Consider the following 21,583-nt stretch of genomic DNA (forward strand, 5'->3'; position numbering starts at 1 on the left):
AGAAGGCTCGGGAGACGGCCGGTCGATCACCGGTCGCCCCGTGGCCCACCCTACGACCACGAGGGGGAGCCGCCCGGGACTTCTCGCGCATCGGATCTTCTTTTGAGACGCCCTCTTGACCTGAATTGTCACGTTCTGTCGCCACTCGGAGGGGCTCCGAGGGGCCGTGCGGAGGCTCGGCCATTGGACCTAGGTCCCGCCGCCAGGGGCCCGATGGGGGACCTCCGGCCGGACCGCCCGAACCCCTGCCTGTTTCTGACAGGGTGTCAGATTCGGGCAGGAGGGTCAGGACTTCAAGTACGTCAACACGGCGAGTACCCGCCGATGGTCACCTTCACTGGGGGAGAGCCCCAGCTTCAGGAAGATATTGCTGATGTGCTTCTCCACGGCGCCGTCGCTCACGACGAGCTCCCTGGCGATGGCCGAATTCGTCCGCCCCTCCGCCATCAGACCGAGGACCTCCCGCTCGCGCGGGGTCAGGTTCGCCAGCACGTCCTGCTGACGGCTGCGGCCCAGCAGCTGCTGCACGACCTCGGGATCCAGGGCCGTACCGCCCTGCGAGACCCGCACGACGGCGTCCACGAACTCGCGGACCTCCGCGACCCGGTCCTTCAGCAGATAGCCGACACCGCGCGTCGAACCGGCCAGGAGTTCGGTGGCGTACTGCTCCTCCACGTACTGCGACAGCACGAGCACACCCAGCCCCGGGTACTCCTTGCGCAGGTGCACGGCCGCGCGGACGCCCTCGTCGGTGTGGGTCGGCGGCATCCGGACGTCGGCCACGACGACGTCCGGCAGGGCGCCCTGGTCCGCCAGCTCACCCACCAGTCTCACCAGCGCGTCGCCGTCCCCGACACCGGCGACGACCTCGTGCCCCCGGTCGGTCAGCAGCCGGGTCAGCCCCTCGCGCAGCAAAACCGAGTCCTCGGCGATGACCACCCGCACCTGCTCCGCCACGTCCTGCCCCCATAACTAGCTCCCCGGACGACCCAAGCCGCCCTGTACGCCCCCATGCTCCCGCACCACCACCCGAATCGGAGGCGGAGCCCTGTGGAACGGCGCCCGGAGGACCCGCCCCTGCGGGCCGGCGCTCCTGGCGCGGGCGGGGCCCGGTGCCACCTCCGTGTGGGCAGTCGTCCCGCAGGGCGGGACGGGTGGGCACACGGGACGGCGCCCCCTGCCGGGCCCAGGATTCCGCGCCTGGACCCGCCCCCGGGGTGCCGCGCGCTGGTGGGCGTGCCCACCCGCCCCCGAGCTCTTCGAGCAGGGGGACCCCCGGCCGATGCGGAACGCCTGCCCACACCCGGGGCGACAGCCCGAAGGGCACCGTGCGGCGGGGCGCCGCGACAACCGGGGCGGCAGCCAGTGGCGCCGCCCCGGTGAGGCTCGGGCCTCAGGTGTTGTCGCCCGCCTCAGGGCCGCGCGCGCCAGGGCAGTTCGATCGTCACCGTCGTCGCGTCGACCGCCACGACCCCGTCCACCGCCTCGACCCGCGCCGTCAGGGCGCCGAGCCCGTTCCCGTACCCCCCGGCCGCCCCGTCGTCCCGCACCTGCACCATCAGCCGCTCGTCCGCCCGCCACACGTCCACCCACGCCCGCCGGGCCCCGGCGTGCCCGGGCACGTTCCGCAGGAGTTCGACGACGGCGAAGTACGCGATCCCCTCGATCGCCGGCGCCGGCCGCCCCGGCAGGTCGACCTGGACCGTCACCGGCACGGCGCTCCGCGCGGCCACGGAGGACAGGGCCGCGTCGAGCCCCCGGTCGGTGAGGACGGCGGGGTGGATGCCCCGGGCGACCTCCCGCAGTTCCCGGAGCGCGAGCTTGACCTCGCCGTGGGCCTCGTCGACCATCACCGCCGCCGCCTCGGGGTCCTCCGCGAGCTTCTCCTTCGCGAGCCCGAGGTCCATCGCGAGCGACGCGAGCCGCGCCTGCGGCCCGTCGTGGAGGTCGCGCTCGATCCGCCGCAGGTCCGCCGCGGCCGTGTCGACGACGACGCCCCGGTCGGACTCCAGCTCCGTCACCCGGGAGGCGAGCCGCGACGGCCCGAGCAGCCCGGAGACGAGGAGCCGGTCGACCGAGACGATCCCGCGCAGCACCCACGGCCAGAGGAGGACGAGCAGCAGTCCGACGGCGCAGGTGACGGCGAGCTCGAAGGGCGAGTCGAGGTAGAAGTTCCGGGTCCCGTCCCCGTACAGCTGGAGGCCGTCCTGTCCCGCGTACAGGGGGAAGACCCACTGCCACAGCGGGTACGTGAGGAGTCCGAAGCCGCAGGTGGACAGCGTGAGCGCGACCGTGAAGCCGAACACCGCCCACGGCATGTGCAGGACCGCGTACAGCAGGTGCCGCCACGACGCCCCGCTCTTCAGCATCGCGCCCATCCAGGAGAACGCCCCGCCGGTCTTCCCGCGCACCGGCTCCGGCGCCCGCACGTCGAGGCCGAGCAGCCCGCGTGCCCGGGCGCGTTCGACGGCGCCGAAGCCCCGGCACATGCCGAGCGCGCCGGCGAGGACCGGGACGCCGAGGAAGGTGATGAGCAGGCCGAGCCCGGCGGAGGTGAGGGAGACGGCGAGCGCGAACCAGACGACGCTGAGCGGCAGCCCGATCAGCACGTAGCCGAAGGCACGCCAGGTGCGGCCCTCGAACGGCGCGCGGATCGCGGCGGGGAGACGGGGGGAGGCCATCGCGTTCGTCCTTGTCTGTCCGTACGGGTATGGGGTCGGGACCGGGAAGCGGTACGAGTTCCAGGGTTCCGTTTCGCCGGCCCCGCGACCATGAGGGGAGTGGGCGTCTCCACCGGGGGGTTAACCCCCCCTCTCGTCCTACGAGCCTGCCCGCCCCCGCCACGGCAGCTCCGCCGTCACCGTCGTCGGCCCGCCCTCCGGCGAGTCCACGACCAGCAGTCCGTCCACGGCCCCCAGCCGCTCCGTCAGACCGGCGAGCCCCGAGCCGCCGTCGAGCCGCGCCCCGCCGACCCCGTCGTCCCCGACCTGGAGCATCAGCCGGTTCTCGACCCGCCAGACCTCCACGGACGCCGTCCGGGCCCGCGCGTGCTTCGAGACGTTCTGGAGCAGCTCGGAGACGGTGAAGTACGCGATGCCCTCGATCGCCTCGGCCGGCCGTTCTTCCAGGTCCACGGCCACCTTCACCGGCACCGTGCACCGCCCGGCGACGGAGGACAGCGCGGCCCCGAGGCCCCGGTCGGTGAGGACGGCGGGGTGGATGCCCCGGGCGAGGTCCCGCAGCTCCTGGAGCGCGAGCTTCACCTCGCCGTGGGCCTCGTCGACCATCGCCGCCGCGGCCTCGGGGTCCTCCAGGAGCTTCTCCTTGGCGAGGCCCAGCCCCATGGCCAGGGCGACGAGCCGGGCCTGCGCCCCGTCGTGGAGGTCGCGCTCGATGCGCCGCAGGTCCGCCGCGGCCGTGTCGACGACGACGCCCCGGTCGGACTCCAGCTCGGCGATCCGCCGCTCCAGTTCGTCGGAGGGCGAGAGCAGCCCCCGGACCATGCCCCGGTCGGCGTTGGACAGCCAGCGCGCGATGAACGGCAGCACCGGCCAGAGCACGATCAGCGAGACGAGGGTGACGGTGAACGTCACGATCCCCCAGGGCAGCCGGATCAGCCCGTACAGCTGGGTCCGCCAGGCCACCGGGTCCTTCAGCGCGTTCCAGAGCCAGGGGAAGAAGCCGTCGCGCGCCGGCAGCCGGGACGGCTCCACGACCCGTACGCCCAGGAGCGCGCGGGCCCGGCCCCGCTCCGAGCGGCCGATGAGCCGTGCGCCGCCGAGCCCGAGGGCGAGCAGCGGCAGGCCGATGACGGTGACGGAGAGGCCGACGCCGACCGTGACGGTCACGACCGCGTAGACGAAACCGGCCAGGGCGGTGAAGAGGTTGGAGAGGAGGAAGGCGATCTCCTTCCAGGTCTCCTTCCCGTAGGCGGCCCGCACGGGACGACGGGGGGCGACGGCGGAACCGGCGGAACCGGCGGAACCGGCGGAGCCGGCGGAGCCGGCGGGGTCATGATCGGCTGCGGAACTCATGCCCCCAGACTGCCGTCCGCGCACGTCACGACGCCATGGGGGAGGTCGGTGAGGGAGAGGGGGGATATCCCCACCCCTCTCCCTCCCCACCTCCCTCCCCAGTCCCTCCCCCGCGACTGCTTACCGTCCCTTTAGCAGGGCCTAGACTCGCGTCCGTACAAATCCACGTTGATCCATGAGACACGAGACCGAGGGGCGGACGTGCGGGAACCGACCGTTGTCGCGGCCGACGCGGCGGACTACTTCCAGACGTACTCCGTCGTCGGCCTGCTCGCCGTCGTCGGCGTGCTCTTCGTCGCCGTGGCGTTCAGCGCCAACCGGCTGCTCAGGCCGGTCGTGCCGACGCCGGAGAAACTCCTCACCTACGAGTGCGGAGTCGACCCCGTGGGGGAGGGCTGGGCCCACACCCAGGTCCGCTACTACGTGTACGCCTTCCTCTACGTGATCTTCGCCGTCGACTCGATCTTCCTCTTCCCCTGGGCGACGGTCTTCGCGGCACCCGGCTTCGGCGCCACGACCCTGGTCGAGATGTTCGTCTTCCTCGGCTTCCTCGCCGTGGGGCTGCTCTACGCGTACAAGAAGGGCGTCCTGGCATGGACGTAACACCCGGAACCCCCGGCCCCGTGTCCCTGCCCGCCCCCACGCTGGGACCGCTCGCCCGCCTCGCGCCCGAGCCCATGAAGGTGGTCCTGAACTGGGGCCGCCGCTACAGCCTGTGGGTCTTCAACTTCGGCCTCGCCTGCTGCGCGATCGAGTTCATCGCCGCGTCGATGGCCCGGCACGACTTCATCCGGCTCGGCGTGATCCCCTTCGCGCCCGGCCCGCGCCAGGCGGACCTGATGATCGTCTCCGGCACGGTGACGGACAAGATGGCCCCGGCCGTGAAGCGCCTGTACGAGCAGATGCCCGAGCCGAAGTACGTGATCTCCTTCGGCGCCTGCTCGAACTGCGGCGGCCCCTACTGGGACTCGTACTCGGTCACCAAGGGCGTCGACCAGATCATCCCCGTCGACGTCTACGTACCGGGCTGCCCGCCCCGCCCCGAGGCGCTCCTCCAGGGCATCCTCAAGCTCCAGGAGAAGATCGCGCGCGAGAACCTCGCGGAGCGGTACGGCTCCACGCCGACCGTCGCGCAGCTGACGAGCCCCCTGGCCAAGGCCCCGGAGGCCGCCGAGTGAACGCGTACGACTCCCTTCCCGAGGCGGTCACGGAACTCTTCGGCGAGGAGGCGACGGCGGAACAGGCGTACGACCTCCTGACCGTCGACGTCCCGCCCGCGTCCTGGATCGACGCCCTGACGACCGCCCGGGACGGCCTCGGCTGCACCTTCTTCGACTGGCTGAGCGCCGTCGACGAACCGGGCACGGGCTTCCGGATCTGCGCGCACGTGGTGTCCCTCGCGGACGGCCGCCCGCGCCGCCTCCTCGTCCGCACGACCGTCCCGCACGAGGCCGCCGCGCTCCCGACGGCCATCGGCGTGTACGCGGGCGCGGGCTGGCACGAGCGCGAGACGCACGAGATGTTCGGCGTGGACTTCACGGGCCACCCGCACCTCGTTCCCCTCCTGCTTCCCGAGAACTTCGAGGGCCACCCGCTGCGCAAGGACTTCGTCCTCGCGGCGCGGGTCGCGAAGGCGTGGCCCGGCGCGAAGGAGCCGGGCGAGTCCCACGACGGCGGCGGTCCCAAGCGCCGCCAGATGCTCCCGCCCGGCGTCCCGGACCCCAACGAGTGGGGCCCCCTCAAGGGCCAGCTCCCGCCGGCCCCGGCCCGCCCCGCCCGCGCGGCGGCCGGCGAGCGCCCGGCCCGCAGGGCCCGGACGGTCGCGGAGGGCTCGGCGAGCCAGGCGGACCCGACGGCGGCCCCGACGGCGACTGCGGACGCGGGCTCGCCCGCCCCGCCCCGCCCGCCCCGCCGCACCCGCTCGGTGACGGAGGGCTCGGCGAGCCAGGCGGAGCGCACGCCCACGACCCCTGACGCGAGCACGCCCCCGTCGACCCCGGACCCGTCGGCCCCGGACCCGTCGGCCCCGGTCCGCCGCTCCCGCTCGGCGAGCGAGGGCTCGGCCAGCCAGACGGCGCCGACGGCGCCCCCGGGCACGAATGCCCCGGGCACGAATGCCCCGGAACCGGCCGCCCCGGCCGAGCCGGGGGCCGGGGCAGCCGCCCCGGCGGCCCGCCCGCCGCGGCGCTCGCGCTCCGCGTCCGACGGTTCGGTGAGCCAGGGGGAGCCGACGGCGGCGCCGGAGCCCGGCACGGGCACCGCCCCCACCCCCCGGACCCGCAGCTCCGACGCCCCCTGGCACCACGCCCGACCGGCCTTCGACGAGGCCGAGCCCGCGCCGAAGGCCCCGGCCGCGGACCCGGCCCCGGACCCGGACCCGGCCCCGGAGTCCGCGGAGCCCGCCGAGGGTGCCGACGCACCGGCGGAACCCGCCGAGGCGCCCCACCGCACCGACGCCACCGAACCCACCGAACCCACCAACCCCGCCGGAGGCGACCCCGCGTGAACGACGTACTCGACGTCGCCCTCCGGCTGATCGTCGTCTTCGCCGTGTTCCTCGTCCTTCCGCTCGTCGTCGGACAGACGGAACACAAGGTCATGGCCCACATGCAGGGCCGCCTCGGCCCCATGTACGCCGGCGGTTTCCACGGCTGGGCGCAGCTCGTCGCCGACGGCGTGAAGTTCGCGCAGAAGGAGGACGTCGTCCCGAAGGACGCGGACCGGCGGATCTTCCAGCTCGCGCCGGCCGTCGCCCTCCTCCCGTACCTCCTCGTCCTCGTCGCGATCCCGATCGGACCGAGCGAGGGGGCCGTCGGCCAGGTCGTCGACGCGGGCATCTTCTTCGTCCTGGCCGTCATGGGCGTCGGCGTGCTCGGCAGCCTGATGGCCGGCTGGGCGTCGGCCAACAAGTTCTCGCTGCTCGGCGGTCTCCGCACCGCCGCCCAGCTCCTCGCGTACGAGCTGCCGATGCTGCTCGCCGCCGCCTCGGTCGCGATGGCCGCCGGCACCGTCTCGCTCCCGGGCATCCTGAACGCCTTCGAGTGGTGGTGGCTGCCCTGGCAGATCATCGGCGCGATCGTCTTCTTCGTGGCCGGACTCGCCGAGCTCCAGCGTCCGCCGTTCGACATGCCGGTGGCCGACTCGGAGATCATCTTCGGCGCGTACACCGAGTACACCGGCCTCCGCTTCGCGCTCTTCCTGCTCGCCGAGTACGCGGGAATCGTCGTCCTCTGCGGTCTCACCACCGTCCTCTTCCTCGGCGGCTGGCACGGCCCGTTCGGCGCCGACGGCCTCGGCTGGGTCTGGACCCTGCTCAAGACGGCCGTCCTCGCCTTCGTCGTCATCTGGCTCCGGGTGACCTACCCGCGCCTGCGCGAGGACCAGCTGCAGAAGCTCGCCTGGACGACGCTCGTCCCGCTCGCCCTGGCGCAGATCGCGCTCACCGGCATCGTGAAGGTGGCGATCCAGTAACCATGCCTCCCATCCCCGGCTCCGGCCTCGCCAAGGGCCTCGCCGTCACGCTCCGCACGATGACGAAGAAGACCGTCACCGCGCAGTACCCCGACGTCCAGCCCGAGCTGCCGCCCCGCACGCGCGGCGTCATCGGCCTGTTCGAGGAGAACTGCACGGTCTGCATGCTGTGCGCCCGCGAGTGCCCCGACTGGTGCATCTACATCGACTCCCACAAGGAGACGGTCCCGGCCGCCGTCCCCGGCGGCCGCGAGCGCAGCCGGAACGTCCTGGACCGCTTCGCCATCGACTTCTCGCTCTGCATGTACTGCGGCATCTGCATCGAGGTCTGCCCCTTCGACGCCCTCTTCTGGTCGCCGGAGTTCGAGTACGCGGAGACCGACATCCACGAGCTCACCCACGAGCGGGACAAGCTCCGCGAGTGGATGTGGACCGTCCCCGAGCCGCCCGCGCTCGACCCGAAGGCGGAGGAACCGAAGGAGATCGCGGCCGCGCGCAAGGCGGCGGAGAAGGCTGCGGCGGCCCAGGCCGCGGCGGCCGAGGAGGACGAGCAGTGACCCTCGCGGCAACAGCGGCAACAGCGGCAACAGCGGCACAGGCCGCACGAGCGGCGGAGGACCACGCCTTCCTCTCGCCCACCGGCGTCGAGATCGCCTTCCTCCTCGTCGGCCTCGTCACCCTCGGCGCGGCCGTCGTCACCGTCACCACCCGCCAGCTCGTCCACGCCGCGCTCTGGCTGGTCGTGGCGCTCGGCGGGCTCGCCGTCGAGTACCTGCTCCTGACGGCCGAGTTCATCGCCTGGGTCCAGGTCCTGATCTACGTCGGCTCCGTCGTCGTGCTCCTCCTCTTCGGCCTCATGCTCACCAAGGCCCCCATCGGCCGCTCCCCGGACGCGGACTCGGGCAACCGCCCGGTCGCCCTCGCCGTGGCCGTCGCCGCCGCCGTCGCCCTCGTCTGGGTCGTCGTCGACGCCTTCCGCACGACCTGGATCGACCTGGACGGCGCCGTCCAGGGCTCCACCGAGGTCACCGGCTCCACCCTCTTCCGGCACTGGGTACTGCCCTTCGAGGCCCTCTCCGTGCTCCTCCTCGCCGCGCTCGTCGGCGCGATCGTCCTCTCCCGCAAGAAGGACGAGAAGGGGCGGGAACGCTGATGCACCTCGCCTACCCCGCGGTCCTCGCCGCCCTCCTCTTCTGCGTGGGCGTCTACGGCGTCCTCGCCCGCCGCAACGCGATCCTGGTCCTGATGTCCGTCGAGCTCATGCTCAACGCCGTCAACCTCAACCTCGTCGCCTTCGACGTCTGGCTCCGCGACACCCTCCACGCCGGCCAGGCGCTCACCCTCTTCACCATCGCCGTCGCCGCCGCCGAGATCGGCATCGGCCTCGCGATCGTCCTGATGGTCTACCGGAACAAGGGCACCGCGGACGTCGACCTCCTCCGCGACACCGCCGAACACCGGAACCCGGCCGACGACGAGACGGACGCCGACGACGGGACCGACGGGACCGAAGCGGACGACGAACAAGACGAACCGAGGGAACGCCCCCTCGACGAGAAGACCGAGGCCGCCGCGTGACCACGACCACCCTCGCCGTCCTCGTCCCCGTCCTCCCCTTCCTCGGCTCCGCCGCCGGACTGCTCCTCGGCCGCAAGGCCCCCGGCTTCGTCCGCCCGCTCGCCGTCCTCCCGACGCTCACCGCCGCCGTCCTCGCCGTCCTCGTCGCCGTCCGCCAGGGCGGGGGCAAGGCGATCGACGCGGCCACCCAGCTCACCCCGACCGGCTCGGTCCCCATCGACCTCGCCCTGCACATCGACGGCTTCGCCGCCCTCGTCGCCGTCCTCGTCGGCGTCGTCGCGACCTGCGTGCAGGTCTACTCGACGGGCTACCTCCGCGACGACCCGCGCTACCCCTCGTACGCCGCGCTCGTCTCCCTCTTCACCTCCGCGATGCTGCTCGTCGTCTACTCCGGCGACCTGATGGTGCTCCTGGTCGGCTGGGAGATCATGGGCATCTGCTCGTACTTCCTCGTCGGCCACTACTGGGAGACGCCCGAGGCACGTGCCGCGTCCCTCAAGGCCTTCCTCGTCACGAAGCTCGGTGACGTCCCCTTCCTCATCGGTCTCTTCGCGCTCGCCGCCGACGCCGGCACCTTCCGGATCACCGGCGTCCTCGGCGCCGTCGCGAGCGGCGGCCTCGACCACCCCACGCTGATCGCCCTGCTGCTCCTCGCGGGCGTGGCCGGCAAGTCCGCGCAGTTCCCGCTGCACACCTGGCTCCCGGACGCGATGGCCGGCCCCACCCCCGTCTCCGCGCTCATCCACGCGGCGACGATGGTCGCCGCCGGCATCTACTTCACGGCCCGGCTGCTCCCCGTCTTCGCCGCCTCGGCCGCCGCCATGACCGTGCTCGCCGTGATGGCCGCGATCACGATGGTCGGCTCGGCGCTCGCCGCCCTGGCGCAGGACGACATCAAGCGGGTCCTCGCCTACTCGACGATCGGCCAGCTCGGCTACATGGCCGGAGCGCTCGCCGTCGGCGACCGCGGGGCCGCCGTCTTCCACCTCCTCTCGCACGCCGCCTTCAAGGCGCTGCTCTTCCTCGCCGCCGGTACGGTCATCCACGCCGCCGGCACCAACTCGCTCACCGCGATGTCCCGCACGAGCGGCCTCGCGAAGCGCATCCCCGACGCGTACTGGACGATGACCGTCGCCCTCCTCGCGCTCGCCGCGATCCCGCCCTTCGCCGGCTTCTTCTCCAAGGAAGCCGTCCTCGTGGCCGCCGAGCACACCGCGCTCGGGGACCGCACCGTCGCTCCCGCCGGGGCGGGCTGGACCGTCCTCGTCGCCGGGCTCCTCACCGCCCTGCTCACCGCCGCCTACGCGCTCCGCCTCTGGCTGCGGACCTTCCGCGGCCGCGGCCCCGAGGCGCCGGACCACGGCCGCCAGCCGATCGCCATGACGTCCGTCCTGTGGGTGCTGGCGATCCCGTCCCTCGGCTTCGGGCTCACCGTCACCTACCTCGACGACTGGTTCGACGGCCACGCCCTCACCCCGACGGTCACCACGGCCGTCCTCGGCACCGGCCTCGCCGCCGCCGGAGGCGTGATCACGTACGCGGTCTGGCGCACCCTGGCCGTGAGGACCGCCGCCGACCTCCCCGCACCCGTGCCGCACGTGCCCGACCCCGACGCCGAGGCCGGTCTCGTCGAGGCCGAGGCGCTGACCCTGCCGCACCCCGCCGAGGACCCGGCCGACCCCGGCCGCGCCCTCCTGGGACCGCTGCACCGCCCCGCCGCCGACGGCTTCCACCTCGACGCCGTCTACCGGGCCGCCTTCGTCCGCCCCGTCGTCGCCGCCGCCTCCCTGGTCCGCTTCCTGGACCGCGAGGTCGTCGACACCTACGTCCGGGGCGCGGGCCAGACCGCCAGGGGACTGGGATGGCTCGTCCGCCGCGCCCAGACCGGCAACGTCCAGACCTACCTGAGCGCCCTGCTCGCCGGCTCCGTCGTCCTGGTGATCGCCGCAGTCGCCCTCGCCAACGCCGCCGCAGGAGCGTGAGCCGTGATCGATATCAGCGAATCCGTGATGCAGTTCCTTCTCGCGTTGATCGTCGCCGGCCCGCTCGTCGGCGCCGCCGCCGCTCTCCTCCCGGCCCCGCCCGGGCTGAAGGGGAAGTCCCCCGACCAGGCCGTGCTCCGCCACGGCGTGACCGTCACCGGCGTGATCCTGCTGGCCGCCATCGTCCTCGCGCTCGGCTTCGACCACGACCAGCCGTCGAGGATGCAGGCCACGACGGACATCACGTGGATCCAGGCACTGGACGTGCGGATCCACCTCGGTGTCGACGGCATTTCCCTCCCCCTCCTGGTCCTGACCGCGCTCCTGACCTTCCTCTGCGCGCTCTACAGCTACTTCAAGATGCCGTCGGGCCCGTCCCCGAAGGCGTTCGTCGCACTTCTCCTCGTCCTGGAGGCCGGCACCCTCGCCACCTTCGCCGTCCTCGACCTCGTCCTCTTCTTCCTGGCCTTCGAGATGGTCCTCATCCCGATGTACTTCCTCATCGCCCGCTGGGGCGGCGAGGGCAGGCAGGCCGCCGCCACGAAGTTCGTCCTCTACACGCTGCTCGGCTCCGTCGTCATGCTGCTCGGCCTGCTCCTCATCGGCGTGAAGGCCGGCACGTTCGACATGGTGGCACTGGCCACTGACAACGGCCGTGGACTGACCACGTCCGTGCAGGTCATCGCCGTTCTCGCGATCGGTCTCGGCCTCGCCGTGAAGACCCCGATGTGGCCCCTCCACAGCTGGCTCCCGGACGCCCACACCGCCGCCCCGACCGTCGGCTCGGTCCTCCTCGCCGGCGTGCTCCTCAAGATGGGCACCTACGGCTTCGTCCGCATCGTCCTGCCGATCGCCCCCGACGGCATGCACACCTTCGCGCCCTACCTGGCCGCCTTCGCCGTCGCCGGCATCATCTACGGATCCCTCGCCTGCCTCGCCCTCGCGCGCCCCGGCGCCAAGGGCGACCTCAAGCGCCTGATCGCGTACTCCTCCGTCGGCCACATGGGCTTCGTGCTCCTCGGCATCGCCACCATGACCCCCACCGGGGTCAACGGCGCCCTCTTCGCCAACATCGCCCACGGCCTCGTCACCGGCCTGCTCTTCTTCCTGGTCGGCGCCCTCAAGGACCGCTACGGCACCGCCGACCTCGACACCCTCGCCGGAGCCACCGGCGCCGCCCTCTACGGCCGCGCCCCCCGCCTCGGCGCCCTCCTCGCCTTCGCCGCCGTCGCCTCCCTCGGCCTCCCCGGCCTGGCCGGCTTCTGGGGCGAGATGCTCGCGCTCTTCGGCGCCTTCGAACCGGCGGCGGGCCTCAACCGCGCCGCCTTCCTCACCTTCACGGCGATCGGCGCCTTCGGCACCCTCCTCACCGCCGCGTACCTCCTCGTCGTCGTCCGCCGCGTCTGCATGGGCGGCCCCCGCCCCGCGGGCGAGGCACCGATCGCCGACGTCCAGGGGTACGAGTTCGCCGCCTGGACCCCGCTCGTCGCCCTCACCGTCCTCGCCGGACTCTGGCCCGCCGTCCTCCTCGGCCTCACCGACCCGGCCGTCCAGAAGCTCCTCGCCGGAGGCACCCAGTGACCGCAGTGACGACGTTCGCCAGCGCAGACGCCTCGCTCGTCCAGTCCGTCGACTGGCTGACGATCGCGCCCCCGACCCTCACGGCCGTGGTCGCCCTCGTCGTCCTCGTCGCCGACCTCTTCCTCCCGCCCGAGCGCAAGCGTGTCCTCGGCTGGACCGCGGTCGGCGGCCTCGCCGCCGCCCTCGCGCTCCTCCTCCCGCTGCGCTCCGGCGACCGCGAGACCTTCTGCCTCACCGCCGACACCCAGGTGACGGCGTGCAGCTACACCGCCGACCACTTCACCCTGGTCATCCAGCTGCTCGTCCTCGCCGGAGCCCTCCTCACCGCGCTCCTCTCGCTGGACGCGACCGGGGACGCGACCCGCGGGAAGAAGCTCCCCGCCGGCGAGTTCTGGTTCCTCCTGCTCTCCTCGGCCGCCGGCGCGGCCCTGCTGCCCGCCTCCCGCGACCTCGCCACCCTCGTCGTGGCACTCGAAGTCGCCTCGCTGCCCGCCTTCGCGCTCGTCGGCCTCAAGCGCGGCGACCGCAGGTCCGGAGAGGCCGCTCTCAAGTTCTTCCTCTCCTCCGTCACCGCGACCGCCGTCACCCTCCTCGGCGTCAGCTTCGTGTACGCGGCCACCGGCACCCTGCACCTCACCGAGATCGCCCAGCGCCTCGACGAGGTCCCCGGCCAGCTCCAGACGCTCGCCGAGACGGGCGTCGCCCTCACCCTCGTCGGCTTCGCCTTCAAGACGGCCGCCGTCCCCTTCCACTTCTGGGTCCCCGACACCTACGTCGGCGCCCCGCTGCCCGTCGCCGCCTACCTCTCCGTGGTCGGCAAGGCCGTCGGCTTCACCGGCCTCATCCTCGTGACGGTCGTCGCCTTCCCCTCGTACGCCGACGTGTGGGGACCGGCGCTCGCCGTCCTCGCCGCGCTCACCATGACCGTCGGCAACGTCGCCGCCCTCCGGCAGGCCTCCACGCGCGCGTGGAGCGCGGTCCGGCTGCTCGCCTGGTCCTCCGTGGCCCAGGCCGGCTACCTCCTGGTGCCGATCGCCGCCGCCGCGTACTCCGGCGACGACCAGATCGGCGCCACCGTCGCGTACGCCCTCATGTACGCCGTCGTGAACCTCGGCGCCTTCGCGGTCGTCGCCCTCGTCGCCCGCGCGCACCCCCGCAACCGCCTCGCGGACTACCGCGGCCTGTACGCGGCCAGCCCCGCCGCCGCCCTCGCGCTCGCCTTCTTCCTCCTGAATCTGGCCGGTTTGCCCCCGGGTATCATCGGCCTCTTCGCCAAGGTGACCGTCTTCTCGGCGGCCGTCGACGCGGGCCTCGGGTGGCTGGCCGTGGTCATGGGTCTCAACGTCGTGATCGCGCTGTACTACTACCTGCGCTGGACGGCCCTCCTCTTCCGCACGCCGGAGGGGCCGGAGGGAGCGCCCGCCACGCGCGCGTACCGTGCCACCGCACCGGTCACCCTGGCGATCGCGCTGACCGCCGCCGCCGGAGCCGTCCTGTCGGGCTACCCGCAGTTCGCCCTCCGCTTCGCGACGGACAGCCTCTTCTGACCCCCCACAGAGAAAAACCGAGGAGCAACACCCCGTGCTGAACGGATTCAAGGACTTCATACTTCGCGGGAACGTCGTCTCGATGGCCATCGGTCTGGCCGTCGGCTCGGCGTTCACGGCCGTCGTCACGGGCTTCAGCAAGGCGTTCATCACCCCGCTCATCGGTCTCGCGACCGGCTCGGTCGGCGACTTCAGCGAGGCCAGCTTCAAGGTCCAGGGCACGGTCTTCCCGTACGGCCTGGCCATCGCCGCCGTCATCGCCTTCGTCATCACGGCCGCGGTCCTGTACTTCCTGATCGTCGTCCCCATGACGAAGATCCAGAACAAGTTCGCCAAGGAGGAGGCCGCCGACCCCAAGGCCGAGAAGCGCGACTGCCCCCGCTGCTTCACCGAGATCCCGGCCATCGCCACCCGCTGCGGCCACTGCACCAGCGAGGTCGAGCCCACCGCCGTCGGAGCCGACGCCCTCGCGAAGATCGGCGTCCCGGCGGCCCGCTGATCACCCGTACGGCCCACACGGCACCCCCCGCGGCCCGGGGAACCCGAGCCTCCCGCCTGGCGTTGACCAGTAAGGGAGGGTCCACTGGACCAGAACAGCCAGAGGACCATCACGCAGCGAAAAGGGTTCCCCTGCCGCACCACTTGGAGGGCGTACCGTGCACCGCCGGCACAACGGGCTGAGGACCGCCGTCCTCCTCGGAGGGCTCTCCGCCCTCATCATCGTCATCGGCAGCTTCTTCGGGCGTACGGGCCTGATCGTCGCGCTCGTCGTGGCGCTCGGCACCAACGCGTACGCGTACTGGAACAGCGACAAGCTGGCGCTGCGGGCCATGCGGGCCCGCCCGGTCAGCGAGTTCGAGGCGCCCGCGCTCTACCGGATGGTGCGCGAGCTCTCGACCCAGGCCCGCCAGCCCATGCCCCGGCTCTACATCTCGCCGACCCAGGCGCCCAACGCCTTCGCCACCGGCCGCAACCCGCGCAACGCGGCCGTGTGCTGCACCGAGGGCATCCTCGCGATCCTCGACGAGCGCGAGCTCCGCGGGGTCATCGGCCACGAGCTCAGCCACGTCTACAACCGGGACATCCTCATCTCCTCGGTCGCCGGCGCCCTCGCCTCGGTGATCATGTTCCTCGTCAACTTCGCCTGGCTGATCCCGGTCGGCCGCTCCAGCGACGACGACGGCCCCGGCATCCTCGGCTACCTGCTGATCGTCATCCTGGGCCCGATCGCCGCCTCGATCATCCAGCTCGCCATCTCCCGCTCCCGGGAGTACGAGGCCGACGCCTCCGGAGCCCAGCTCACGGGCGACCCGCTCGCCCTCGCCAGCGCGCTGCGGAAGCTGGACGCGGGGACGAAGCAGCTGCCGCTCCCGCCGGAACCGAAGATCGAGACCGCGAGCCACATGATGATCGCGAACCCCTTCGGCCCGGGCAAGGGCGTGTCCAAGATGTTCTCCACACATCCGCCGATGGCCGAGCGCATCGCCCGGCTCGAAGAGATGGCAGGTCGCCGCCCGTGAAGACCGTCCTCAACGTCATATGGCTGATCCTCTGCGGATTCTGGATGTTCCTGGGCTACATGCTCGCGGGCGTCCTGCTCTGCATCACGATCATCGGCATCCCCTTCGGCCTCGCCGCGTTCCGCATCGGCCTCTACGCGCTCTGGCCTTTCGGCCACACGGTCGTCGACCGCCGCGACGCCGGAGCGCCCTCGTGCGTCGGCAACGTGCTGTGGCTGATCCTGGCGGGCTGGTGGCTGGCGCTGGGCCACATCACGACGGGCATCGCGCTCTGCATCACGATCATCGGCATCCCGCTCGGCATCGCGAACTTCAAGATGATCCCGGTCTCGCTGCTGCCACTGGGCAAGGAAATCGTCCCGACGGACTGACGGGCGATGCGGGCGGAAATCCAGCCCCGCCGGCGCTTGAGGCGCGGGGTCCGGGGCAGCGCCCCGGTTTCGGGAAGGGGCGGGGTGGGGTGAAGGCCCGCCGCAGGCGCCCCACCCACCGGCACCGGCACCGGCACCGACACCCCCGCCCGCGGAGCTACCCGCGCGGCGGCACCGCCCGCCCCCGACTGACCGACCACGCCACGACCCCACCCGCGAGCACCCCCGCCCCCGCCAGCACCGACCCCAGCGGCAGCGCGAACGCGAGCACCCCGCAGCCGGCGAGTCCGAGCGCCGCGAGCGCCCGGGTCCGGCCGCCGCCGAGGGTCCAGGCGGAGGCGTTGGCGATTCCGTAGTAGACGAGGACGCCGAAGGACGAGAAGCCGATGGCGCCCCGCAGGTCCGCGGTGGCGGCCACCAGGGCGACGAGGACGCCCACGGCGACCTCCGCCCGGTGCGGGACCCGGAAACGCGGGTGTACGGCCGCGAGCGCGCCCGGCAGGTAGCCGTCGCGGGCCATCGCCAGGGTCGTCCGCGAGACGCCGAGGATCAGCGAGAGCAGCGAGCCGAGCGCGGCGACCGTCGCCCCCGCCGTGACGACCGGCACGAGCCACCCGGCGTCCGCCGCGCGGGCCGCGTCGGCGAGCGGCGCGGGGGAGTGGGCGAGGGCCTCGGGGCCGAGGACGGTGAGGACGCTGACGGCGACGAGGGCGTAGACGGCGAGCGTGATGCCGAGCGCGATCGGGACGGCCCGGGGGATCGTGCGGGCCGGATCGCGGACCTCCTCGCCGAGCGTGGCGATCCGCGCGTACCCCGCGAATGCGAAGAAGAGCAAACCGGAGGCCTGGAGGACCCCGCCCGCGACGAGCTCTCCGCCGAGCGTGCCGGCGGAGGCGTCACCGGCCCGGAAGGAGACCGTGACGACGGCCGCGAGGACCGCGAGGACCACCGCCACGACGACGCGCGTGAGGAGCGCGGACTTCTGAATACCCCGGTAGTTGACGGCGGTCAGGGCCGCGACGGCGCCGACGGCGACCGCGTGCGCGTGCTCCGGCCAGGCGTAGGCGCCGACGGTCAGGGCCATGGCCGCGCAGGAGGCCGTCTTGCCGACGACGAAGGCCCAGCCGGCGAGGTAGCCCCAGAAGGAGCCGAGGCGTTCGCGACCGTACACGTACGTGCCGCCGGAGGCCGGGTAGACCGCGGCGAGCCGCGCCGAGGCCATGGCGTTGCAGTAGGCGACGACGGCGGCGAGGCCGAGCGCCACGAGCAGCCCGGATCCCGACCCGGCGGCCCAGGCGGCCGGCCCGAGCGCCACGAAGACGCCCGCGCCGATCATCGAACCGAGGCCGATCGCGACCGCGTCGAAGACGCCGAGCGACCGGCGCAGTTCGGATGTCATGTACGGAACCTTAGGTCCCCGCCAGGGGTAGTCCGGTCTCCCGCAACGTGATGTTCAGCCGCCCGACGAGCCCCAGTCCCGGCTCCGCCGTCCCCGGGTACACCTTGGGCACCCCGTGGTGGACCCACCGGGACTCGCGCCCGAAGACGAACAGGTCCCCGGACACCAGGTCCACGTCCTGGTAGGGCCGCCCCCGCGTCTCCTCGTTGCCGAACCGGAAGACGCACCGGTCCCCGAGGCTCAGCGACACCACGGGTGCCCCCGAGCGCTCCTCCCGGTCCTGGTGCATGCCCATCCGGGCCCCGGGTCCGTAGAAGTTCACGAGCGCCGTGTCCGGGGTGAAGCCCAGGTCCTCCCCGTACGCCTCCACGAGCGCCGCCCGCCCCAGCCCGGTCAGCCAGTCCGGTACGGGCACGCCGACCCGGTCGAGGTAGCGGTACGGCTCCCACTGCCGGCCCAGGCACAGCGACCTGACGGACATGACGCCCCCGCCGGGCAGCACGGTGTGCCGGTACGGAGCGGGGCCCCGGCCCCACTCGCGGCAGGCGTCCACGATCTCCCGCTGCCGCGCGAACGGCAGCCACCCGGGCACGTGCACCGCGCCGGGCGCGATCTCGGCACGCGCGCGCGTGGGCAGCCCCTCGGCGAGCGGGAAGAGGCCGTCAGCCGTCACACGAGGGCCCCTTCGAGCCCCAGGAGCCGTTCCTTCCGCTCCAGCCCGGCCGCGTACCCGCGCAGGCTCCCGTCCGCCCCGATCACCCGGTGGCAGGGCCGGACCACGAGCAGCGGGTTGCGCCCGATCGCGGTCCCCACGGCCCGGACCCCGGCACCGCTCGAACCGACCTGCCGGGCGATGTCGCCGTACGACACGGTCGTCCCGTACGGGATCTCCTCCAGGGCCTGCCAGACGCGCCGCTGGAACTCCGTCCCGGCGTCGGCGGCGAGCGGCAGGTCGAACCGGTCCCGGCGCCCGGCGAAGTACTCGCCCAGCTGCTCCGCGACCTCCACGAAGGCCCCGGGCGCGAGCGTCCACCCGTCCTCGACCTCGACGCCGCCCTTCTGCCCCGGCAGCGACAGGGAGCGGAGAACGGCACGGCCCCCTTCGGCGAGCTGTCCGACAAGGAGCATCTCGCCCAGGGGGCCGTCGACGTACGCGTACACGGTCATGGCTTGTTCCTCTCCCCACACGGGTCTCTCAGGATCCAGTGTGCGGGCCCACCACGCCTCGGGCTGGCGGTTTTCGGACACGAGCCTCGCGGTACGGGAGGGGGCTCAGCGGTAGTTCACGAACTGGATCGCGAAGTCGAAGTCCTTGCCCTTGAGCAGCGCCTGCACGGCCTGCAGGTCGTCGCGGCTCTTCGAGCTGACCCGCAGCTCGTCGCCCTGGACCTGCGCCTTGACGCCCTTGGGGCCCTCGTCGCGGATGGTCTTCGCGACCTTCTTGGCGTTCTCCTGGGAGATGCCCTCCTGGACGGAGGCGAAGAGCTTGTACTCCTTGCCGGAGAGCTGCGGGTCGCCCTCGACGTCCAGGCACTTCAGCGAGATGCCCCGCTTGACCAGCTTGGACTGGAAGATGTCGAGGATCGCGAGGACGCGCTCCTCGCCGCTCGCCTGCATCAGGATCTTCTCGCCCGACCAGGAGATCGAGGCGCTGGTGCCCTTGAAGTCGTAACGCTGCGAGATCTCCTTCACGGCCTGGTTGAGGGCGTTGTCGACCTCCTGCCGCTCGACCTTGGACACGATGTCGAAACTGGAGTCGGCCATGACTCGTGGCTCCTTGTTCGGGTGCTGTGGGGTACCCCCAAAGCCTAGGGGGTTCGCCACGCCCCCCACCGCTGATCAATCCGGTGGCGAAGCACCCCCGGGGATCAGGTATTGTTTACGTCGTTGCCAGGGAACACCGCGAAAGCGGCTCCCGAACAACGAACCCATGGCGATGTGCCCGAGTGGCCAATGGGAGCGGACTGTAAATCCGTCGGCTTAGCCTACCCAGGTTCGAATCCTGGCGTCGCCACGTGAAGAAGGTCCCCGGTGCTTGCACCGGGGACCTTCACTCGTTTCTCGGAGGGGCCGGTCCCGTCAGTTTCCGGCCACGTCCTTCACCGCGACGTCGACCGGGGTCGGGCCGCCGATCAGTTCCAGGGTCAGGCCGGCCGTGGCCGGGGTGTCGAGGAGTTCGGCGAGCACCGCCGCCACGTCGTCCCGCGAGACCTGACCGCGCCCCGTGTGCGCCTCCAGGCGCACCCGCCCCGTGCCCGGCTCGTCCGTGAGGCCGCCGGGGCGCAGGATCGTCCACTCCAGGCCCGTACGCGCCCGGACGTCGTCGTCGGCCGCGCCCTTCGCCCGCAGGTACGCGTCGAAGATCTCGTCGCCCTCGTGCGCCGCGTCCGCGCCCATCGACGAGACGACCACGTGCCGCCGTACGCCCGCCCGCTCCGCCGCGTCGGCGAAGAGAACCGCCGCCGCCCGGTCCACGGTCTCCTTGCGGCCCGCCCCGCTGCCCGGGCCCGCGCCCGCCGCGAAGACGGCCGCGTCGGCGCCCTGGAGGACGGCCGCGACCATCTCCACCGAGGCCGACTCCAGATCCAGGACGACCGGCTCCGCGCCCGCCTCCCGCAGGTCGTCCCCCTGTTCCGGACGCCGGATGATCCCGGCGACCTCGTGCCCGCCCGCGGCGAGGAGCCGCTCCAGGCGCAGGGCGATCTGACCGTGTCCTCCAGCGATGACGATGCGCATACTCACGACCGTACGACGGGACCGGCCCCGGGGCTCCCCGGCTCGGGCGGCCGTTCGGGTCGCGTCTGACGGGGGAGGTCCAGGGCCGCCGCCGAGTCGCAGTACTCCCGCACCGCGCTCGTCCGCGCCACCACCCGCCCCCGGTGCACGACGATCCGGCTGTACGCGAGCGACAGCACGCCCGCGAGACGCTCCCCGCGCACCGCCAGCAGCTCCGCCGGGAACCCGGCCTCGACCCGCACCTCGGGCAGTCCCATGGCCGCCCGCGCCTCGGTGCTCACCGCCGCGTACGCCTCCGGTGGCCGCAGCCCGCCGAGCGAGGCCAGGAGGTACGCCGCCTCCAGCGGATCGCCCCGCCCCACCGGGTTCGAGACGTCCCGCAGCGCCCCGCTGCCCGCCGCGACCCGCACCCCGGCCGCCCGCAGCAGCCGCACCGGCGCCACGCCGCGCGTCTCCGTCGCCCCGCAGCCGCCCTGCGGCAGGCACGCCACCGTCACCCCGGCCGCCGCCAGCTGGTCCGCCACCCGCCGTGCCGCGTCCCCCGGCAGCCGCCCGAGGGCGCCGCACGGCCCGATCGTCACGCCGGGCCGCAGCCCGCCGGCCATCGCCGCGAGCCGCCCGAGCCGGGCCGGGTCGTTCCCGTCCGTGTGCAGGTCCACCGGGCAGCCGTGCTCGGCCGCGACCTCCAGGACCGCCTCCACGTAGCCCGCCGGGTCGGGATCGAGGTCCGGGCAGCCGCCGACGACCCCGGCGCCCATCTTCACCGCGTCCCGCAGCATCGCGAGCCCGTCCGCGCCCGCGACGCCGGTGAGGAGGCGGGGGACCGCCACGGCCGTCAGGTCGGTGAGGCCGCGCAGCGAGCGCCGGGCCTGGAGGACGGCCTCCAGCGGCCCCAGCCCCTGGACGTCGCCGATCCGCACGTGCGCGCGCAGCGCCGTGGCGCCGTGGCCCAGCTGGAGGAGCGCGGCCTCGGTGGCCCGCCGCTGGACCTCCTCGGGGGCGTACGAGACGGGGCCCGGGGTCTCGGCGGAGAGGGCGGTGTCGGCGTGGGCGTGGGGCTCGGCGGCGGCCGGGAGGAGGAGGTAGCCGGCGAGGTCGACGCGCGGGCCGGCGGAGCTGAGGCTGCCGGCGGTGCCGACGGCCTCGATCCGTCCGCCGACGAGCCGGACGTCCACCGTGCGGCCGTCGGTGAGGCGGGCGTGGGAGAGCAGGAGCGTGGTCGCGTCGGCGGTGGTGGCGGCCCCGTCCTCGGGCGGCTGGGGCTGCTTGCTGTCGGCTGACATCGGGCTCCTCAGGACTCCTCAAGATCAAGACCGCGCGGGGTGGGCCCGAGCCTAGGGGCGCTCGGACCCGCCTTCGAGGAG

At 73.1% G+C, this 21,583-nt stretch carries 22 protein-coding genes and 1 tRNA gene; 14 read left to right on the forward strand and 9 right to left on the reverse strand.

Annotated features, from left to right (window positions below; all coding sequences use genetic code 11):
* Positions 1-285 precede the first annotated feature (285 nt).
* From AB0G79_RS04695 to AB0G79_RS04705, 3 genes are all read right to left on the reverse strand, one after another.
* Positions 286-945, reverse strand: a complete 660-nt coding sequence (locus tag AB0G79_RS04695; protein WP_360800588.1) for a response regulator transcription factor — start codon at positions 943-945, stop codon at positions 286-288.
* Positions 946-1,412: 467 nt separating this feature from the next.
* On the reverse strand, positions 1,413-2,681 hold the full coding sequence (locus tag AB0G79_RS04700; RefSeq protein WP_360800116.1) for a sensor domain-containing protein: 1,269 nt from the start codon (positions 2,679-2,681) through the stop codon (positions 1,413-1,415).
* 138 nt (positions 2,682-2,819) lie between these two features.
* Positions 2,820-4,034: a sensor domain-containing protein gene (locus AB0G79_RS04705; protein WP_360800119.1), complete on the reverse strand. Its 1,215-nt coding sequence runs from the start codon at positions 4,032-4,034 to the stop codon at positions 2,820-2,822.
* A 201-nt stretch (positions 4,035-4,235) separates the two neighbouring features.
* Here AB0G79_RS04705 and AB0G79_RS04710 point away from each other — a divergent pair, with 201 nt between their 5' ends.
* The 13 genes from AB0G79_RS04710 (at position 4,236) to AB0G79_RS04770 (ending at position 16,084) form a co-directional block, all read left to right on the forward strand.
* On the forward strand, positions 4,236-4,637 hold the full coding sequence (locus tag AB0G79_RS04710) for an NADH-quinone oxidoreductase subunit A (protein WP_360800122.1): 402 nt from the start codon (positions 4,236-4,238) through the stop codon (positions 4,635-4,637).
* Complete coding sequence (locus AB0G79_RS04715; protein ID WP_360800125.1) at positions 4,628-5,212, forward strand: NADH-quinone oxidoreductase subunit B family protein; 585 nt, start codon at positions 4,628-4,630, stop codon at positions 5,210-5,212. Before AB0G79_RS04710 ends, AB0G79_RS04715 begins: the two co-directional genes overlap by 10 nt.
* On the forward strand, positions 5,209-6,540 hold the full coding sequence (locus tag AB0G79_RS04720) for an NADH-quinone oxidoreductase subunit C (RefSeq protein WP_360800128.1): 1,332 nt from the start codon (positions 5,209-5,211) through the stop codon (positions 6,538-6,540). The genes AB0G79_RS04715 and AB0G79_RS04720 overlap by 4 nt, the downstream gene beginning before the upstream one ends.
* Positions 6,537-7,505 (forward strand): complex I subunit 1 family protein, encoded by a 969-nt coding sequence (locus AB0G79_RS04725; protein WP_360800131.1) that lies wholly within the window; start codon positions 6,537-6,539, stop codon positions 7,503-7,505. Before AB0G79_RS04720 ends, AB0G79_RS04725 begins: the two co-directional genes overlap by 4 nt.
* Positions 7,506-7,507: 2 nt before the next feature.
* A complete protein-coding gene (locus AB0G79_RS04730; protein ID WP_360800134.1) occupies positions 7,508-8,062 on the forward strand; it encodes an NADH-quinone oxidoreductase subunit I in 555 nt (184 codons plus the stop codon).
* Positions 8,059-8,658, forward strand: a complete 600-nt coding sequence (locus tag AB0G79_RS04735) for an NADH-quinone oxidoreductase subunit J (RefSeq protein WP_360800137.1) — start codon at positions 8,059-8,061, stop codon at positions 8,656-8,658. The genes AB0G79_RS04730 and AB0G79_RS04735 overlap by 4 nt, the downstream gene beginning before the upstream one ends.
* Positions 8,658-9,083 (forward strand): NADH-quinone oxidoreductase subunit NuoK, encoded by a 426-nt coding sequence (gene nuoK / locus AB0G79_RS04740; RefSeq protein WP_360800140.1) that lies wholly within the window; start codon positions 8,658-8,660, stop codon positions 9,081-9,083. The genes AB0G79_RS04735 and nuoK overlap by 1 nt, the downstream gene beginning before the upstream one ends.
* A complete protein-coding gene (locus tag AB0G79_RS04745) occupies positions 9,080-11,065 on the forward strand; it encodes an NADH-quinone oxidoreductase subunit L (RefSeq protein ID WP_360800143.1) in 1,986 nt (661 codons plus the stop codon). The genes nuoK and AB0G79_RS04745 overlap by 4 nt, the downstream gene beginning before the upstream one ends.
* Positions 11,066-11,092: 27 nt before the next feature.
* A complete protein-coding gene (locus AB0G79_RS04750) occupies positions 11,093-12,646 on the forward strand; it encodes an NADH-quinone oxidoreductase subunit M (RefSeq protein WP_360800591.1) in 1,554 nt (517 codons plus the stop codon).
* Between the two features lie 5 nt (positions 12,647-12,651).
* Positions 12,652-14,193 (forward strand): NADH-quinone oxidoreductase subunit N, encoded by a 1,542-nt coding sequence (locus AB0G79_RS04755; protein WP_360800593.1) that lies wholly within the window; start codon positions 12,652-12,654, stop codon positions 14,191-14,193.
* Positions 14,194-14,227: 34 nt separating this feature from the next.
* Positions 14,228-14,692: a large conductance mechanosensitive channel protein MscL gene (gene mscL, locus AB0G79_RS04760; protein ID WP_360800146.1), complete on the forward strand. Its 465-nt coding sequence runs from the start codon at positions 14,228-14,230 to the stop codon at positions 14,690-14,692.
* A gap of 157 nt (positions 14,693-14,849) precedes the next feature.
* The gene (gene htpX, locus AB0G79_RS04765) at positions 14,850-15,713 is read left to right on the forward strand and encodes a zinc metalloprotease HtpX (protein ID WP_360800149.1); all 864 of its coding nucleotides are present in this window, start codon (positions 14,850-14,852) and stop codon (positions 15,711-15,713) included.
* A complete protein-coding gene (locus AB0G79_RS04770; RefSeq protein WP_360800152.1) occupies positions 15,710-16,084 on the forward strand; it encodes a YccF domain-containing protein in 375 nt (124 codons plus the stop codon). Before htpX ends, AB0G79_RS04770 begins: the two co-directional genes overlap by 4 nt.
* A 157-nt stretch (positions 16,085-16,241) precedes the next feature.
* Here AB0G79_RS04770 and AB0G79_RS04775 read toward each other — a convergent pair whose 3' ends face one another.
* The 4 genes from AB0G79_RS04775 to AB0G79_RS04790 all read right to left on the reverse strand — a co-directional run bounded on the left by AB0G79_RS04775 (position 16,242) and on the right by AB0G79_RS04790 (position 19,247).
* Positions 16,242-17,483 (reverse strand): amino acid permease, encoded by a 1,242-nt coding sequence (locus tag AB0G79_RS04775; protein ID WP_360800155.1) that lies wholly within the window; start codon positions 17,481-17,483, stop codon positions 16,242-16,244.
* Positions 17,484-17,493: 10 nt separating this feature from the next.
* A complete protein-coding gene (locus tag AB0G79_RS04780) occupies positions 17,494-18,156 on the reverse strand; it encodes an alpha-ketoglutarate-dependent dioxygenase AlkB (RefSeq protein ID WP_360800158.1) in 663 nt (220 codons plus the stop codon).
* The gene (locus tag AB0G79_RS04785) at positions 18,153-18,650 is read right to left on the reverse strand and encodes a methylated-DNA--[protein]-cysteine S-methyltransferase (protein ID WP_360800161.1); all 498 of its coding nucleotides are present in this window, start codon (positions 18,648-18,650) and stop codon (positions 18,153-18,155) included. The genes AB0G79_RS04780 and AB0G79_RS04785 overlap by 4 nt, the downstream gene beginning before the upstream one ends.
* Positions 18,651-18,755: 105 nt before the next feature.
* On the reverse strand, positions 18,756-19,247 hold the full coding sequence (locus AB0G79_RS04790; protein ID WP_360800164.1) for a YajQ family cyclic di-GMP-binding protein: 492 nt from the start codon (positions 19,245-19,247) through the stop codon (positions 18,756-18,758).
* 168 nt (positions 19,248-19,415) lie between these two features.
* Here AB0G79_RS04790 and AB0G79_RS04795 point away from each other — a divergent pair.
* Positions 19,416-19,497, forward strand: a tRNA-Tyr gene (locus AB0G79_RS04795).
* Between the two features lie 65 nt (positions 19,498-19,562).
* Here AB0G79_RS04795 and AB0G79_RS04800 read toward each other — a convergent pair.
* Together AB0G79_RS04800 and AB0G79_RS04805 are read right to left on the reverse strand one after the other, a co-directional pair.
* Positions 19,563-20,219: an SDR family oxidoreductase gene (locus AB0G79_RS04800; protein ID WP_360800167.1), complete on the reverse strand. Its 657-nt coding sequence runs from the start codon at positions 20,217-20,219 to the stop codon at positions 19,563-19,565.
* Positions 20,220-20,221: 2 nt separating this feature from the next.
* Positions 20,222-21,502, reverse strand: coding sequence for an amidohydrolase family protein (locus AB0G79_RS04805; protein WP_360800170.1), 1,281 nt, complete (start codon positions 21,500-21,502; stop codon positions 20,222-20,224).
* Between the last annotated feature and the right edge of the window lie 81 nt (positions 21,503-21,583).

Origin of the sequence: Streptomyces sp. NPDC020807 (genome assembly GCF_040641575.1) — a bacterium.
Taxonomy (GTDB): domain Bacteria; phylum Actinomycetota; class Actinomycetes; order Streptomycetales; family Streptomycetaceae; genus Streptomyces.

What these genes read in the sequence shown, in the direction of transcription:
- AB0G79_RS04700 (WP_360800116.1), bottom strand. Translation starts at nt 2,681, where the DNA reads ATGGCCTCCCCCCGTCTCCCCGCCGCGATCCGCGCGCCGTTCGAGGGC.
- AB0G79_RS04705 (WP_360800119.1), bottom strand. Translation starts at nt 4,034, where the DNA reads ATGAGTTCCGCAGCCGATCATGACCCCGCCGGCTCCGCCGGCTCCGCC.
- AB0G79_RS04715 (WP_360800125.1), top strand. Translation starts at nt 4,628, where the DNA reads ATGGACGTAACACCCGGAACCCCCGGCCCCGTGTCCCTGCCCGCCCCC.
- AB0G79_RS04730 (WP_360800134.1), top strand. Translation starts at nt 7,508, where the DNA reads ATGCCTCCCATCCCCGGCTCCGGCCTCGCCAAGGGCCTCGCCGTCACG.
- nuoK (WP_360800140.1), top strand. Translation starts at nt 8,658, where the DNA reads ATGCACCTCGCCTACCCCGCGGTCCTCGCCGCCCTCCTCTTCTGCGTG.
- AB0G79_RS04750 (WP_360800591.1), top strand. Translation starts at nt 11,093, where the DNA reads ATGCAGTTCCTTCTCGCGTTGATCGTCGCCGGCCCGCTCGTCGGCGCC.
- AB0G79_RS04775 (WP_360800155.1), bottom strand. Translation starts at nt 17,483, where the DNA reads ATGACATCCGAACTGCGCCGGTCGCTCGGCGTCTTCGACGCGGTCGCG.
- AB0G79_RS04785 (WP_360800161.1), bottom strand. Translation starts at nt 18,650, where the DNA reads ATGACCGTGTACGCGTACGTCGACGGCCCCCTGGGCGAGATGCTCCTT.
- AB0G79_RS04790 (WP_360800164.1), bottom strand. Translation starts at nt 19,247, where the DNA reads ATGGCCGACTCCAGTTTCGACATCGTGTCCAAGGTCGAGCGGCAGGAG.
- AB0G79_RS04800 (WP_360800167.1), bottom strand. Translation starts at nt 20,219, where the DNA reads ATGCGCATCGTCATCGCTGGAGGACACGGTCAGATCGCCCTGCGCCTG.
- AB0G79_RS04805 (WP_360800170.1), bottom strand. Translation starts at nt 21,502, where the DNA reads ATGTCAGCCGACAGCAAGCAGCCCCAGCCGCCCGAGGACGGGGCCGCC.